Origin of the sequence: Devosia sp. Root413D1, assembly GCF_001425235.1 — a bacterium.
Classification (GTDB): Bacteria; Pseudomonadota; Alphaproteobacteria; order Rhizobiales; family Devosiaceae; genus Devosia_A.
The window spans coordinates 19,809-33,760 of record NZ_LMEA01000008.1 but is presented as its reverse complement, the minus strand read 5'-3'; the positions used below and the strand labels follow the sequence as shown (position 1 = coordinate 33,760).

Below are 13,952 nucleotides of genomic sequence, written 5' to 3'. Positions count from 1 at the left end.
CGCTCGCAGATGGTTGTGGAAATCGGCAGCGAGTCGGCCGGCGGCGTCGGTCGGCCGGCGACCGCGCTGACCCTCAACCCGCGGGCCGGCACCTGCATCGGCATCCTGATCGGCTCGACCGAGATCCAGGTGATCCTCGCCGATGTGGCGCATACCGTATTGTCGGACAAGACCATCAATCTTGAGATCGACTATTCGCCGCAAACGGCGATCCAGCATGTGCGGCGGCTGATCACCGAGGCCTATGAGGGGAAGTGGCAACGGCAGGACGGCCTGTTGGGCGTCGGCATCGCGGTGGGCGGCCCGGTCAATCCGGTGACCGGTACGGTACTCCGTGCCGGTGGCATGCCGACCTGGGCCGGCGTCGACATGCGCGAGCTGTTCGGGCCGATTTTCCCCGACGTGCCGATCTTCTGCGACAACGAATCCAACTGCTCGGCCATTGCCGAAATGACCTGGGGCGCGGCGCAGGGGCACGATGATTTCGTGGTCTATACGCTCGACCTCGGTATCGGCGGCGCGATCGTCGCTGGTGGCCGGGTGCTGCGCGGCATTGCCGGCGGCGCAGGCGAGTTCGGTCATGTGGTGATCGATCCGCAGGGACCGCTCTGCCGCTGCGGCAATCGCGGCTGCATCGAGGTCTATGCCAGTTTCCGCGCGCCAATGGCCGAGGCGGAGCGACATTTCGGCCGCGCGCTGCGGCTGACCGACGTGGTCGAAATGGCGCTGGGCGGGGACGCCCTCTGCCGCTCCCTCATTGCCCGGACCGGAGAGGCGGGCGGGCACGGCCTGGGGCTGATCGGCTCGGTGTTCAACCCGACGCTGGTGGTGGTGAGCGGGCGCCTGGCGATGGCCGGCGACATCCTGATGAAGCCCCTGGCCGAGAGCTTCGAGCGCTTCACCCTGGTCAAGCATGTTGACGTTCCCGACGTGGCCCGCACCATCCTCAGGCCCAGCCAATTCTCCGACAACGGCGCCTGCATGGGCGCTGTCGGCCTGGTGCTGCGTCACCATGGGCGGTTGGTGAACTAACGCTGTTGTGGCTTTTCGCCCCCTCCCCCAGCGGACGCGGGGGAAGGGAGGGCTAGTGAACCAGAGCGGCAATCTTACGCCTTGCTCCTCGCCGCGGTCTCGAACACCCTCCCGCCTCTCTCGCAAAAAGGAGTCGCGCGGCATGACCATCGCAATCATCGGAGGGACGGGCTTTCTCGGCACCGCCACGGCGAAACGGCTCAAAGAACGTGGCCATGACGTGCTGGTGGTGGCGCGCGGCCAGCACGAGGTGAAACTGCCTGACGGCGTGCGGTTCGAGCAGGCCGACCGCATGGACGGCGAGACGCTGACGAAGCTGTTGAAGGATAGCGGCGTCACCGCCGTCATCGATATTTTCACCATCAGCCTGCGCAACACGCAGCCGGTGATCGAGGCGGCGGGCAAGGCTGGAGCGCGCTATGTGCTGGTGAGTTCCACCGACGTCTACTCGAACTATGGGGGCCTGTTGAAGAAGGAAAGCCCGGCGATCCGGCCGGAGCCGGCCACCGAGGATTCGCCGCTGAGGACTTTGCGCTACCCCTATCGGCAGAACGAGCGCCGGCCCAAGGGGATCGAGGACGACCTGTTCGAGGAATACGACAAGATCCCGATCGAGGAGTTCGCCATGGCGGCCGGCGCGCCGCAGGCGACGGTGCTGCGGCTGCCGATGATCTTCGGACCCGACGACAAGCAGCATCGCTTCGCCTGGGCGATCAAGAGCGCCAAGGCGGGTGAACCGTTCCGGCTCGATCGGCGCGGCGCGGGCTGGCTCAATTCCTACGCCTATATCGACGATGTGGCCGAGGCGCTGGCGCTGGCGGCCACCCTGCCCGAGGCCGAGGGTCGGGTGTACAACGTGGCGCAGCCCTTCGTCCGTACCCAGGCCGACTGGGCCCGCACCGTGCTGACGCTGATGGGTGTCGACAGCGAGATCGTGCTGGTCGACGCCGATGCCGGCGGCGTGCTTGCCGATCGCGCCGACAGCAGCGACCTCAGCTATCCACTGACGCTCGATTCCGCTCGTATTCGGGCCGAACTCGGCTACACTGAGATCGTTCCCGAAGAGCAGGCGCTGCGCCGCACCATCGAGTGGGAGCTGAGCCAGGGCTAGCTTCCACAACACGAGGATCAGCCGGGCATAATCTGGGGTGGGATTGACTCGGGCGCGCGCTACTTTAGTGTCACTAAAATCGCGAGGGCGCCCGTGCCAGTCTTGAAGTTTGAAAAGCGTTCCGATCCGGTCGAGCAATCGACTCCGATCGACCCCAGCCTTGGGCAGCGTCTGCGCGACCGCCGCAAGGAACTGGGCAAGACGCAGCAGCAGGTGGCCGAAGAGGCATCGCTGACCGTCGGCTTCATCTCGCAGATCGAGCGCGGCATCTCCACACCGTCGCTGGCCTCGCTGTATAATGTCGCCAAGGCGCTCGAGAGCACGGTGGACCAGTTCGTGTCCGCCGCCCCGGCGCGCCAGCACAGCGTGGTCAGCCATTCGGGCCAGCGCCAGACCTACAAGGTCGGCGGCACCTCGCGCTTCTACGAATTCCTCGAGCGCGGCTTCCCCGACGCCAAGCTCAATGCCTGCCTGTCGCACGTGCCGCCCGGCCATGCCTCCGAGATGATGAGCCACGAGGGCGAGGATTTCGTCTATCTGGTCTCGGGCGAGATGCTCTACGAGGTCGACGGCGTCGAGTATCGGCTCGGCCCCGGCGACACGCTGCATTTCGACAGCCGCCGGCCGCATCGCGGCACCAATATCGGCCCCGGCACGGCGCTCGAACTGTGGGTCGGGACCATGCAGCTGTTCCCGGAATGACAGTGATCGACCCTGCCATCGCGTGGAAGCTCGGCACCGCCCTGGCGGCCGGACCGACGCAGCTCTTCGCCGTGTTGGCGGAGCTCTTCACCGGCATTCCGGGGGTGCGCACGGCGACCTTCATTGCGACGGCGCCGGACAAATCGGTGACCCATCGCATCGGCACGTCCAACCCGGTCGATTTCCCGGTCGGCAATGTCGATCCGGTGGGCGATGACGTCTGGAACAACACTATCCTCGGCGAGATGAAGCCGGTCATCGGCGACAGCGTCGCCGGCATGGCGGCCTTCCTGCCCGAGACCGACGGGCTGGTCGCCATGGGCTATGGCGCCTGCTCGTGCTTCCCGATCGTGATCGCGGGCGAAACCCGCGGCGTGGTGGCGCTGCTCGGCGATGCCGGCATCTTCACCCGGGCTGTGCTGGCCCAGATCGATACCCTTCTACCCATCGCTGCGCTGACCTTCACTTTCGAGGGGATCGGTAACCCGCCCCTGGGGATCAGCAGGAGATGACGCCTACGACGATAAACGGCCTCATCAGCCGGAGACTAACGCCTTCAACCAGGGAGACTGTCATGCGTTTGTTCAAGACGCTTATGGCGGTTGCCGTCGGCGCGGTGATGACCGCGTCCGGAGCGATCGCCGAAACGCCCAAGAATACCCTCGTCATCGCCGATGCGATCGACGACATCATCACGCTCGATCCGGCGGAAGTGTCGGAAGTCGGCGGCGTGCTCGCCAGCCAGCAGATCTACCAGCCGCTGGTCAGCTTCGACCCGGCCGACCCGACCAAGATCACCGGCGTGCTCGCCGAGAGCTGGACGGTGTCGGAAGACGGCAAGACCTTCACGTTCAAGATGAACCCGAACGCCAAGTTCGCCTCGGGCAATCCGGTGACGGCTGCCGACGCCGAATATTCGATCCGCCGCGTCATCCTGATCGACAGCCGCATCAGCTTCATCTTCGCGCAGTTCGGCCTGACCAAGGAGAACGTCGAAGCCAAGGTGAAGGCGCTCGATGCTTCGACCCTGCAGTTCGAAGTCGACCAGAAATATGCGCCGAGCTTCGTGCTCTACGTGCTGTCGTCGTTCACCGGCGGCATCGTCGACTCTGCTATCGTCAAGCAGCATGAGGGCAAGCTCGCCGATGGCGGCAACGACTATGGCAATGCCTGGCTGAAGTCCGAGAATTCGGCCGGCTCGGGCCCCTATGTGCTGACCAAGTGGGACCCCAAGGTCTCGATCCTGCTCAGCCGCAACGAGAACTACTGGGGCACCGCCCCGGGCGTCGATCGCGTCTTCCTGCAGCACATGCCGGAATCGGCGACGCAGCGCCTGGCGCTCGAAAAGGGCGACATCGATATCGCCAACAAGCTCGGCCCCGACGATATCGGCGCGGTCTCCGCCAACCCCGATGTGCAGATCCTCGAGGGCGTGTCCTCGACGATGTACTATTTCGGCCTCAACACGCGTAACGCGGCGCTGAGCAACCCGAAGGTCGTCGAAGCCATCAAGTATGGCGTCGACTACCAGGGCATCGCCGATACCATCGGCAAGGGCACCATCAAGGTGCACCAGACCATGATCCCGGACGGGTTCCTTGGTGGCGGCATCAACTACAACCCCTACTCGCTCGATATCGAGAAGGCCAAGGCGCTGATCGCCGAGTCCGGCGTCGCAACGCCGATCAAGCTCGCAACCGTCGTCTGGAACGTGCCGCCCTACCCTGACTACGCGCAGGCCGTGCAGGCCACGCTCAGCCAGATCGGCGTCGATCTCGACCTGCAGGTGGTGGATGGCGGCCCGTGGCTCGACCGCTATCGCTCGCACGATCTCGACATCTGGTTCGGCCTGTGGGGTCCGGATTATCCCGATCCGCACTCGAACGCCAAGGCGTTCGGCAACCACGATGCGACCGATCCCGATGGCACCAAGGGCAACCTTGCCGACCGCTTCGGCTGGGATTCGGGCAAGGTCTCCGAGCTGGTGAACCAGGCCGTGCAGGAGCAGGATGTCGAAAAGCGCAAGGCGCTCTACGACGAGGCCCAGAGGCTGCACACCGACACCTCGCCGTTCGTGTTCATGTTCCAGGACAGCCGCAAGGTTGCCATGCGCAAGAACGTCAAGGGCGTGGTGCTCGGCATCACCTTCTCCGACGACCGCTATGGCGCGGTGACGAAGGAATGAACTACCAGGCCGGAGGTCCGCCTCCGGCCTTCTATCTACCTACTGACCATCAGAACGAACGAGCCTCATTTGACGCAGACTGAAATCCCGGCGAGGGCTGACCCCCACCCCTGTCCCCTCCCCGCAAGGGGGAGGGAGACGAAGGAGCCGCTGACTCGGTCGTCGGAGAAACGAAGGCTGTTCGAGAGGGTCTCGGGGAGGGGACAGGGGTGGGGGTCAGCCCTCGCCGGCGTCCCAGCCAGCGTCACCGGGGCAACCCAATGAACCGCCCCCTCCGCCTGTTCATCGATATCGGCTCATGGCTGATCACGGTGGCGATCACGCTTATTGGCCTCGCTGCCCTCACCTTCTTCATCGGCCGGGTGCTGCCGATCGATCCGGTGCTCTCGATCGTGGGTGAGAAGGCGACGCCGGAGGTGTACCAGAAGGTCTATCTCGAGCTCGGGCTCGACAAACCGATCTGGCAACAGTTCATCGAATATCTCGGCAAGCTGCTGCGCGGCGACTTCGGCACCTCGTTCTCGACCTCCCGGCCGGTTCTGACCGACCTCTTGAATTTCTTCCCCGCGACGCTCGAGCTCTCCACTATCGGGTTGATCATCGGCGTCGTGCTGGGCGTCCCGATGGGTGTCGCCTCGGCCTACTGGCATGAGAAGTGGCCCGACCACCTGCTGCGTGTCGTCGGCCTCGTCGGCTATTCGGTGCCGGTGTTCTGGCTCGGCCTCGTCGGCCTCTTCGTCTTTTACTACCTGCTCGGCTGGGTCTCGGGCCCGGGCCAGCTCGATGTGTTCTTTGTCGGCGTGGTCGACCGCATCACCGGCTCGATCCTGATCGACAGCGCCATCGCCGGTGAGTGGGAGATCTTCTTCAACGCCATCAGCCACATGATCCTGCCGGCGCTGCTGCTCGGCTATTACAGCCTCGCCTATATCTCGCGCATGACGCGCTCGGTGATGCTCGACCAGTTGAGCCGCGAATATGTGCTGACTGCCCGGCTGAAGGGCGCCAGCGAGTTTCGCGCCGTGGCCGGACATGCGCTGCGCAACGCGGCGATCCCGCTCGTCACTGTCATCGCGCTGAGCTATGGCGGGCTGCTCGAGGGCTCGGTGCTGATCGAGACGATCTTCTCGTGGCCGGGTATCGGCAACTACATCTACTCTTCGCTGTTCGCCGCCGACATGAACGCCGTGCTGGGTGGCACGCTGCTGGTCGGGGTGGTGTTCATCCTTCTCAACATGCTGAGCGACGTGCTGTACCGCGCACTCGATCCGCGCTCACGGGAGTTCGCCAAATGAGCGTCACCCCCGATCTCGTCGCCGATCCGAAGCGCGCGGTGCGCGCCGCCCGCTGGGCCGAGTTCAAGGTCTTTACCCGCCGCTTCATGCGCAACCCGCTCGGCCTGGTCGGGCTGGTCATCGTCGTGGTGCTGCTGTTCTGCGCTGCTTTCGCGCCGCTCTTGGCGACGCATGACCCGTACTTGCCGAGCCTGACCGACCGCCTTGCCGCGCCGAGTGCGACCTATTGGCTGGGCGCCGATGAGCTCGGCCGCGACATCTACTCACGCATTCTCTACGGCTCGCAACTGACACTGCTGATCGTCGGGCTGGTGATCGTCACCTCGGCGCCGATCGGGCTGATCATCGGCGCGGTCTCCGGCACGGTGGGCGGCTGGGTCGACGTGATCTTCATGCGCATCACCGACGTGTTCCTCGCCATCCCCAAGCTGCTGCTGGCGCTGGCCTTCGTTGCGGCACTCGGGCCCGGCATCACCAACGCAGCGCTCGCCATCACGCTCACCGCCTGGCCGCCCTATGCGCGCCTCGCGCGGGCCGAGGCGCTGATTGTGCGCAACTCGGACTATGTCAACGCAGTGCGGCTGGCCGGAGCCAGCGAGTTCCGCATCATTGTGTTCCACGTCATCCCGATGTGCCTGAGTTCGGTGATCGTGCGCATGACCTTCGACATGGCAGGCATCATCCTCACCGCCGCCGGCCTCGGCTTTATCGGGCTCGGGGCGCAGCCGCCACTGCCCGAGTGGGGCGCCATGATCTCCACCGGCCGCAAGTTCATCTTCGACCAGTGGTGGGTGGCAACAGTGCCTGGCATCGCGATCTTCACCGTGTCGCTCGGCTTTAACCTGTTGGGTGACGCCTTGCGCGACCTGCTCGATCCGCATCTGAGGCAGCGCAAATGAGCGACCTCGTCCAGATCGAAAACCTGCATGTCGCCTTCCGCAACGATGATGGCGGCTACAATGATGCGGTGCGCGGCGTATCGCTGACATTGGGGCGCGAGAAGCTCGGCATTGTCGGCGAAAGCGGCTCGGGCAAGAGCCTCACCGGCCGCGCCCTGCTCGGCGTGCTGCCGCCCTATGCGCGGATCAGCGTCGACACAATGGCCTTCGACGGCATCGACCTCAAGTCGGCCTCGCCCAAGCTCCGCCGCTCGCTGCGCGGCGGCCGCATGGGGATGATCCTGCAGGATCCAAAATTCTCGCTGAACCCGGTGATGACCGTCGGCAAGCAGATCGTCGAAGCGATACGCATCGGCGACCGCCGCATCCCCGGTAGCGACGCGAAGAAGAAGGCGCTGGGCATCCTCGAAGCCGTGCATATCCGCGAGCCGGAGCGGGTGTTTTCGCTCTACCCGCATGAGCTTTCGGGCGGCATGGGGCAGCGCGTGATGATCGGCATGATGGTGGTGCGCGAACCGGACCTCTTGATCGCCGACGAGCCCACCTCGGCGCTCGACGTGACGGTGCGCACCCAGGTGCTGTCGATCCTCGACGAGCTGGTGACGCGTCGCGGCATGGGGCTGATCTTCATCAGCCACGACCTCAACCTGGTGTCGAAGTTCTGTGATCGGGTGATCGTCATGTATGCCGGCCGGATCGTCGAAAGCATCGAAGCAAGCCGATTGCACGAGGCGACGCATCCCTACACGCGGGGGCTGCTGTCGTGCCTGCCGCAGATCGATGGCTCGCTGGAGCCGCTGCCGGTGCTCAACCGCGAAGCCAGCTGGGCGGGAGCCGCCTGATGCTGGCAATCGGCAACCTCAACGTAGAATTCTCCGGCAAGCTGGCGGTGCGCGACACCAGCTTTGCGGTGCAGCCGGGCGAGAGTTTTGGGCTCGTCGGCGAATCCGGCTCGGGCAAATCCACCATTCTTCGGACCGTCATGGGGCTCAACGCCACCTGGAACGGCAGCATCACCGTCGACGGCACCGATGTCCGGAAGACGCCGCGGAAACAACTGGCCAAGGTGGTCCAGATGGTGTTCCAGGACCCCTACTCATCGCTCCATCCGCGCTATGTCATCGGCCAGCAGATCGCCGAACCGATGAAGATCAACGGCATCGCCAACCCGGAGCGCCGCACGGCGGAGCTGCTGGAGCTGATCGGGCTCGGCGCAAAATTCCAGTTCCGCTTCCCGCATGAGCTCAGTGGCGGCCAGCGCCAGCGCGTCGCTATCGCCCGCGCCCTGGCGCTCAGCCCGAAGCTCCTGCTGCTCGACGAGCCCACCTCGGCGCTCGATGTCTCGATCCAGGCGGAAATCCTCAACCTGCTCAACCGGCTCCGCAAAGAGCTCGGCCTCACCTTCGTCATCGTCAGCCACGACCTGGCAGTGATCAGCTACATGTGCGAGCGGCTGATGGTGATGCGCAACGCCCAGCCGGTGGAAACGCTGACCCGCGAGCAGCTGCGCTCGGGGGCTATCGTCGAGGATTACACCAAGGCGCTGATCGCGGCGGCTTGAGCCGCGCACCGGACTCTCCTAATCCTCCCCCGCGTGGCGGGGGAGGATTACCGCGAGGTCCGTGCGCTACCCCCAGTTCACCGCACCTTCAGCAAGATGATCACGAGGAACCACAGGCTCGCGAGGTGGATCAGCAGGAAGCGCAGCAGCACCTGGGAGTTGGACCAGTTGAGGTTCTTGCGGGCGTGATCGTGGAACGGGAAGCGGATTGAGCTCAGAATCCGCAAGCCGAACACCCGGATCAGCGCCACCTTGGCGAGGCCGGTGGCGCCGTTGAACAGCATGAGCGGGGCGACGAAAAAGATCATCGCCGGATTGCCCGAGACCACGATGCAGATGCCGACGAACAGCCCGATCGGGCGTGAGCCGGCGTCGCCCATCAGGGCCGCGCTGGGCGGCGCGTTGTGCCAGAGGTAGCCGACGATGACGCCGCAGAAGATGGCGGCGACGATGGCCCAGTTGGCAGCATCCTCGCGGAACGGGATCAACAGGTACTTAGCGTTGCCCGCGTCGCCGACCACCATGTAGAGGATGAAACCAAGCGCGGCGATGGTCACTGCCGAGAGCGAGCCCGACACGCCGTCGACGCCATCGTTGCAGTTGACCGCGTTGATGCAGAGCCAGACCACCGGCGTGTAGATCAGGAGCCCAAGCCAGAACGGGATGTCGAACACCATCGGGGCGAACGGCAGCCACAGCCTGGTGTCCTGCCCCCAGAGCAGCACGACGCAGACGAACAGCGCCACCAGCAGGTCGGTCAGGCCCAGCGTCAGCTCGCTTAAGCCCCCGGTGCGATCGTCGATGAAGCCGACGCCGGAGGCGAGCAGCACCGCGCCCATGGCGAAATAGATGTGCGGATCTATCGGCGAGAACAGTGCGACGACCGCGAGGAGGATCAGGATCATGATGAGCCCGACGCCGACGGGTTTGCCGACGCTGTCGGCGGCGCCCACCGCATGGGCCCTGCCCCGGTCGCGCGGCAGCCGATCCCAAAGTTTGGGCAGGAGGAACAGCGTTGCCAGCGCCGAGACGAGCGAGCCGACGGTGGCGAGGATCACGAAGGACGACAACAGGCGGGCGGGACCCCAGATCGGGGTCAGGAGATCAGCAAGATAGGTCAGCATGATTGGGGAGGGGTCCCAGCGCGGCAATGCTGAAGCCGTAACCGAAGCGCGTGCCGAAATCGAAGCACGATTGCGGCTTTTCAACCACCCGCGTCAGCGCCCGCCAAAGGCTCCGGTGGTGAGGCCGGCAATGAAGGCGCGGTTGCCGAAAACGAAGACCAGCAGCACGGGCACGATAGCGATGACGCTGCCGGTCATCAGCAGCGGCCAATCGGTGTTGTACTGGCCCTGCAGCGTCGCCAGCGCCACGATCGCCACCTGCATGTCGGGCTTGGTGGTGGTGATCAGCGGCCAGAGGAAGTTGTTCCACTGCGCCACGAAGGTGAAGATGGCGAGCGCCCCGAGCGCGGGCTTGGCCAGCGGCAGGACGATGGTGAGGTAGATCTGGGCGTGCGAGGCGCCGTCGATCCGCGCAGCCTCGAGCAGCTCGGCCGGGATCGACTTGAGGTACTGTCGCAGGAGGAAGGTGCCGAAGCTGGAGAAGGCGTAGGGCAGGATCAGCCCCTGATAGGTGTCGATCCATCCGAGCGACTTGATCAGGATGAAATTGGGGATCAGCGTCACCTGCGAGGGCACCATCAGCGCCGCGAGGTAGATGAGGAACAGCACTTCGCGGCCGCGGAACCTGAGGCAGGCAAAGGCATAGGCGGCCATCGAGCAGGTGATGAGCTGCAGCAGCGTCACCAGCACTGAGACCACGAGGCTGTTGGCCATGGCCCGGCCGAACGGGATGGTCGAGAAGATGCGGACGTAGTTCTCGACCTGCGGGTCAGCAGTGAACAAGGTCGGCGGGAACTGGAACACGTCGGCCGCCGGCTTGAACGAGGTCGCGATCATCCAGACGAACGGGCCGCTCATCAGCAGCGCGCCGATCAGCAGGACCACGAACAGCACCCAGTCGGTGGCGGTCTTACCCATAGTGCACCCAGCGGCGCTGCAGCTTGTACTGCACCAGGGTGAAGGCGAGGACGATCAGGAACAGCACCATCGCCGCGGCACTGGCATAGCCCATCTGATAGAACTGAAAGCCGTTCTGGTAGATGTAGTAGACCAGTGTGTTGGTGGCGTTGGCGGGGCCGGCCTTGGTCATCACCAGCACCAGCTCGAACACCTGGAAACTGCCGATGATCGAGATCACCAGCACAAAGAAGGTGGTGGGCGAGAGCAGCGGCAGGGTGATGTGCCAGAACCGGTCCCAGCCGGTGGCGCCATCGAGCGCGGCCGCATCGTGCACATCCTTGCCGATGTTCTGCAGCCCGGCGAGGAACAGCACCATGGCATAGCCGAGGTTCTGCCAGATCGAGACGATGATGATGGCGGGCATGGCCCAGCGGGTGGAACCCATCCACTTGGGCAGGTCAGTGACGCCGACAAGGCTGAGGGCGGCGTTGATCAGGCCGAAATTGGAGTTGAACAGCCAGGCCCAGACGAGCGCTGCGGCGATGGTGCTGGTGACCACCGGCAGGAAATAGACGACCCGGAAGAAGGTCTGGCCCTTGATGCCGCGATTGAGCACCAGCGCGCAGAGCAGCGCCAGGACGATCTGTACCGGCACAGAGACCAGCACGAAATAGGCGGTGTTGCCGAGCACCTTGGCGAAAATCTCGTCGCCGGCGAGGGCCAGGTAATTGCCCAGGCCCACCCAGGTCACCTCGTTGAAGAGGTTCCACTGGGTGAAGGAGATGAAGAAGGCCGAGATCACCGGAATGGCGGTGAAGATGGCGAACAGCACGAGGCTCGGCGCCAGGAACAGCCAGGCGGCGCGTTCCTCGGCGCGCGCCACCCGCGTCAGCTTGACCCGAGTTGGGGCCACTAGACTTGGGGCCACTATTTGTCGAGCCCGTAGATATAGGCGGCGTTGCGGTAGAAGATCCGATCCTGGTCGTCGGCGCTGAGGCCCATGGTGTCGAAGGCGGCCTTCCAGCGCTCGATATCGCCCTTCACCCGGCGGAGGTCCGAATCCGAGCCGTAGACGAGTTTGCGCGGCGAGATTTCCTTGCCGATATAGCCGCCTTCGACGATGTGGTTGTGCACCACGTCGCCGCCGCTGATGTCGAAATAGAGCCGCGGGCGCCAGCGCGCGATGGCGCAGGCGGTGCGGTAATCGGGCCAGCCCAGATGGGCGCCGATGATGAACAGCTCGGGGAAATAGAAGGCGATGGTATCGAGGTAGATCGGCTGCATGCGGGCGCTGGAGAAGCCATAGCGCTCGCGCTTGATGCCGCGCGACAGTCGGGTGACCAGCGCTTCCTCGTCGGCGCCTTCCGGGATGGCCTTCCAGGCATCCTCCTTGCCGCCTTCGAGGTAATCGACCGGTCCCCCGAGGATGCCGGTGTGGAACAGGATGCGGAGGCCACGCGCCTGGGCCGCCTCGTAGAACGGGTAATAGGCCGGATCATCGTAGTTGCGCGAGACGCCGGTCACCTTGATGCCGTGAAAGCCGCGCTGGTAGAAATCCTCGACCAGCGTCACCGGGTCCTTGTCGAGCTCGAGCCGACCGAGGGCGACGATCAGGTCGGGCCGCCGCTCCAGCGCGCCGGCCAGCGCGTCATTGCCGCGGCCAGGGTTGGCGAGGAGCGCGACTTTCTCGATCCCCGATGCCTCGCAGGTATCGGACAGGGCCTCGAGAAAGCCGATCTCGGCGCCGCGCGAGAACAGCTTGTCCCAGAAGCCGTAGTGAACGTGTGCATCGAAGACGCGCATAGGTCAGATCCATTTTGCTAGAGAACGGCCGGGGCGCCCAATCGCGTCCCGGCCAGCAGAGTGGCCTGCTGTTTCGACTACTTGGCCAGTTCGGCGTTGACCTTGTCCTTGATGCCGCCGATCGCGTCGGCTGCAGTGCTCTCGCCGTTCCACACCAGATCCAGCGCCGGCTGGATATAGAGGTTGGAGAGATCGACGAAGCGCGGGAACTGCGGGAACTGCTCGCCGACATCGGCCTCCTTGAGGAAGACGTCGCCGAACGGCGCCTTGAAGGCGGCCCGTACCGTCTCGTTGCCGGTCATCGCCGGCACCGCCGCCGCCTTGGCGCCGGCAAAGATCGACTGGCCCTCGGGTCCGGCGAGATATTGCAGGAAGGCCCAGGCCGCTTCCGGGTTCTTGCTGTTGGCGTTGATGGCAAAGCCGGCGCCGCCGGTGCGGTTGGAATGGATGCCGGTCGGCCCGCCAGGCAGGTTGGCGACGGCCCACTTGAACGGCACGTCAGCGAAGGTGCCGAGGCGCGACGGGTTGGTGATCACCATGGCCGCCTGGCCACTGGAAAACAGCTGGGCGGTGCCGCCGGCCTGCTCGGCCTCGAGGAAGTTCGGGGTGACCTTATCCTTGTTGATCAGGTCGCCGATATACTGGATCGCCTCGACCGCTGCCGGCTCGGCCAACAGGAAGGTGGTCGGCTTCAGCGGATCGTCGAACACCTTGCCGCCGTTCTGCTGCACCCAGGTGGCCCAGTCATTGGATTCGAGCGCCAGGCCATAGCGGGTGATGCGGCCGCCCTCGGTGGTGGTCAGCTTGATCGCCGCATCGCGCAGATCCGCCCACTTCCAGTCGGCGTTCGGATAGGCGACGCCGACCGCATCGAACGCATCGGAATTGTAGTAGAGGGCGCTCGGGGCGCTGTCGCGCGGGATGGAATAGAGCTTGCCCTCAAAACTGTGGGTGAGGAGCGAGCTCGGTACATACTGGTCGATCGGGAAGTTGCTGGCCTTGATCAGGTCGTCCAGCGGAGCCAGTGCGCCGCGCGAGGCGTAGCTCGGCACATTGGTGATGAAGAACACGTCGGGGCCGGCCCCGGCGGCGAGCTGTGAATCGAGCCGGGTGAAGTATCCCGACCATGGCGCGTGCTGGATCTCGATCTTCACATCCGGATGGGCCGCCTGGTATTTCGAGACGATCTCCTCGAATGGCGGCAGCTCCGGCGGGTCGCCCCAATATCCAAAACTAATCGTCGACTGCGCAAGCGCAGGAGACACTAATCCCAAAGCAGCGACGGCGTAGGCAAGCCACTTCTTAGTCATCTCGGACTCCCTTGTCTGTGGTCTGTGTTT

14 protein-coding genes are annotated in these 13,952 nt (G+C 64.7%); 9 read left to right on the top strand and 5 right to left on the bottom strand.

What is annotated here, in order from left to right:
* The first annotated feature begins 9 nt into the window (after nucleotides 1-9).
* The 9 genes from ASC89_RS08660 to ASC89_RS08620 all read left to right on the top strand — a co-directional run bounded on the left by ASC89_RS08660 (nucleotide 10) and on the right by ASC89_RS08620 (nucleotide 8,785).
* Nucleotides 10-1,032 (top strand): ROK family protein, encoded by a 1,023-nt coding sequence (locus tag ASC89_RS08660; RefSeq protein ID WP_156384550.1) that lies wholly within the window; start codon nucleotides 10-12, stop codon nucleotides 1,030-1,032.
* A gap of 142 nt (nucleotides 1,033-1,174) precedes the next feature.
* Nucleotides 1,175-2,143, top strand: a complete 969-nt coding sequence (locus ASC89_RS08655) for an NAD-dependent epimerase/dehydratase family protein (protein WP_055996827.1) — start codon at nucleotides 1,175-1,177, stop codon at nucleotides 2,141-2,143.
* 93 nt (nucleotides 2,144-2,236) lie between these two features.
* Nucleotides 2,237-2,845 (top strand): helix-turn-helix domain-containing protein, encoded by a 609-nt coding sequence (locus tag ASC89_RS08650; protein ID WP_082528408.1) that lies wholly within the window; start codon nucleotides 2,237-2,239, stop codon nucleotides 2,843-2,845.
* Nucleotides 2,842-3,357: a hypothetical protein gene (locus ASC89_RS08645; RefSeq protein ID WP_156384549.1), complete on the top strand. Its 516-nt coding sequence runs from the start codon at nucleotides 2,842-2,844 to the stop codon at nucleotides 3,355-3,357. The genes ASC89_RS08650 and ASC89_RS08645 overlap by 4 nt, the downstream gene beginning before the upstream one ends.
* A 62-nt stretch (nucleotides 3,358-3,419) precedes the next feature.
* Nucleotides 3,420-5,030 (top strand): ABC transporter substrate-binding protein, encoded by a 1,611-nt coding sequence (locus ASC89_RS08640; protein WP_055996821.1) that lies wholly within the window; start codon nucleotides 3,420-3,422, stop codon nucleotides 5,028-5,030.
* Between the two features lie 260 nt (nucleotides 5,031-5,290).
* Nucleotides 5,291-6,325 (top strand): ABC transporter permease, encoded by a 1,035-nt coding sequence (locus ASC89_RS08635; protein WP_055996818.1) that lies wholly within the window; start codon nucleotides 5,291-5,293, stop codon nucleotides 6,323-6,325.
* Entirely contained in the window at nucleotides 6,322-7,224 is a 903-nt protein-coding gene (locus ASC89_RS08630; RefSeq protein ID WP_055996815.1) for an ABC transporter permease, read from the top strand. The genes ASC89_RS08635 and ASC89_RS08630 overlap by 4 nt, the downstream gene beginning before the upstream one ends.
* Complete coding sequence (locus tag ASC89_RS08625; RefSeq protein ID WP_055996812.1) at nucleotides 7,221-8,066, top strand: ABC transporter ATP-binding protein; 846 nt, start codon at nucleotides 7,221-7,223, stop codon at nucleotides 8,064-8,066. Before ASC89_RS08630 ends, ASC89_RS08625 begins: the two co-directional genes overlap by 4 nt.
* The gene (locus ASC89_RS08620; RefSeq protein ID WP_055996808.1) at nucleotides 8,066-8,785 is read left to right on the top strand and encodes an ABC transporter ATP-binding protein; all 720 of its coding nucleotides are present in this window, start codon (nucleotides 8,066-8,068) and stop codon (nucleotides 8,783-8,785) included. Before ASC89_RS08625 ends, ASC89_RS08620 begins: the two co-directional genes overlap by 1 nt.
* Nucleotides 8,786-8,862: 77 nt before the next feature.
* On the opposite strand, the gene ASC89_RS08615 is transcribed toward ASC89_RS08620, so the two are convergent.
* From ASC89_RS08615 to ASC89_RS08595, 5 genes are all read right to left on the bottom strand, one after another.
* Nucleotides 8,863-9,909 carry a hypothetical protein gene (locus tag ASC89_RS08615; protein WP_055996805.1) on the bottom strand — a complete coding sequence of 349 codons (1,047 nt, stop codon included), beginning with the start codon at nucleotides 9,907-9,909 and terminating at the stop codon, nucleotides 8,863-8,865.
* A gap of 93 nt (nucleotides 9,910-10,002) precedes the next feature.
* Nucleotides 10,003-10,827, bottom strand: coding sequence for a carbohydrate ABC transporter permease (locus ASC89_RS08610; protein WP_055996802.1), 825 nt, complete (start codon nucleotides 10,825-10,827; stop codon nucleotides 10,003-10,005).
* Nucleotides 10,820-11,722 carry a carbohydrate ABC transporter permease gene (locus ASC89_RS08605; RefSeq protein ID WP_200940431.1) on the bottom strand — a complete coding sequence of 301 codons (903 nt, stop codon included), beginning with the start codon at nucleotides 11,720-11,722 and terminating at the stop codon, nucleotides 10,820-10,822. Before ASC89_RS08605 ends, ASC89_RS08610 begins: the two co-directional genes overlap by 8 nt.
* A gap of 14 nt (nucleotides 11,723-11,736) precedes the next feature.
* A complete protein-coding gene (locus ASC89_RS08600; RefSeq protein ID WP_055996799.1) occupies nucleotides 11,737-12,612 on the bottom strand; it encodes an amidohydrolase family protein in 876 nt (291 codons plus the stop codon).
* 77 nt (nucleotides 12,613-12,689) lie between these two features.
* Nucleotides 12,690-13,922 carry a sugar ABC transporter substrate-binding protein gene (locus ASC89_RS08595; protein ID WP_082533252.1) on the bottom strand — a complete coding sequence of 411 codons (1,233 nt, stop codon included), beginning with the start codon at nucleotides 13,920-13,922 and terminating at the stop codon, nucleotides 12,690-12,692.
* Nucleotides 13,923-13,952: the final 30 nt, after the last annotated feature.

Excerpts from the sequence above, each read along its gene's own strand:
- ASC89_RS08600 (WP_055996799.1), bottom strand. The coding sequence starts at position 12,612 with ATGCGCGTCTTCGATGCACACGTTCACTACGGCTTCTGGGACAAGCTG.
- ASC89_RS08620 (WP_055996808.1), top strand. The coding sequence starts at position 8,066 with ATGCTGGCAATCGGCAACCTCAACGTAGAATTCTCCGGCAAGCTGGCG.
- ASC89_RS08610 (WP_055996802.1), bottom strand. The coding sequence starts at position 10,827 with ATGGGTAAGACCGCCACCGACTGGGTGCTGTTCGTGGTCCTGCTGATC.
- ASC89_RS08595 (WP_082533252.1), bottom strand. The coding sequence starts at position 13,922 with ATGACTAAGAAGTGGCTTGCCTACGCCGTCGCTGCTTTGGGATTAGTG.
- ASC89_RS08635 (WP_055996818.1), top strand. The coding sequence starts at position 5,291 with ATGAACCGCCCCCTCCGCCTGTTCATCGATATCGGCTCATGGCTGATC.
- ASC89_RS08625 (WP_055996812.1), top strand. The coding sequence starts at position 7,221 with ATGAGCGACCTCGTCCAGATCGAAAACCTGCATGTCGCCTTCCGCAAC.
- ASC89_RS08630 (WP_055996815.1), top strand. The coding sequence starts at position 6,322 with ATGAGCGTCACCCCCGATCTCGTCGCCGATCCGAAGCGCGCGGTGCGC.
- ASC89_RS08645 (WP_156384549.1), top strand. The coding sequence starts at position 2,842 with ATGACAGTGATCGACCCTGCCATCGCGTGGAAGCTCGGCACCGCCCTG.
- ASC89_RS08615 (WP_055996805.1), bottom strand. The coding sequence starts at position 9,909 with ATGCTGACCTATCTTGCTGATCTCCTGACCCCGATCTGGGGTCCCGCC.
- ASC89_RS08660 (WP_156384550.1), top strand. The coding sequence starts at position 10 with ATGGTTGTGGAAATCGGCAGCGAGTCGGCCGGCGGCGTCGGTCGGCCG.
- ASC89_RS08655 (WP_055996827.1), top strand. The coding sequence starts at position 1,175 with ATGACCATCGCAATCATCGGAGGGACGGGCTTTCTCGGCACCGCCACG.
- ASC89_RS08640 (WP_055996821.1), top strand. The coding sequence starts at position 3,420 with ATGCGTTTGTTCAAGACGCTTATGGCGGTTGCCGTCGGCGCGGTGATG.